This is a genomic window from Candidatus Nanopusillus massiliensis (genome assembly GCF_920984865.1).
Genome location: NZ_OV100765.1, coordinates 136,640 through 136,880 on the forward strand (window position 1 = coordinate 136,640; position 241 = coordinate 136,880).

The following is a 241-nucleotide window of genomic DNA, read 5'->3' on the forward strand; positions in this document are numbered from 1 at the left end:
TTAGATGTATTAGCAAATCAAATTGTAGGAATGCTTGATAAATATGGAGAAGTCGATATTGATTTTGTTTGGAATACAATAAAAAGATCTTATATATATAAAGATTTAAAATATGATGAATTTTTAGAAATAATAAGATTTCTTAGATTCAATAAAGATTTTAATATATGATAAAGAAAATAAAAAATTAATTAAGAAAAGAAAAGGATTATTTTATTTTTTAGATAATATTTCAATGATA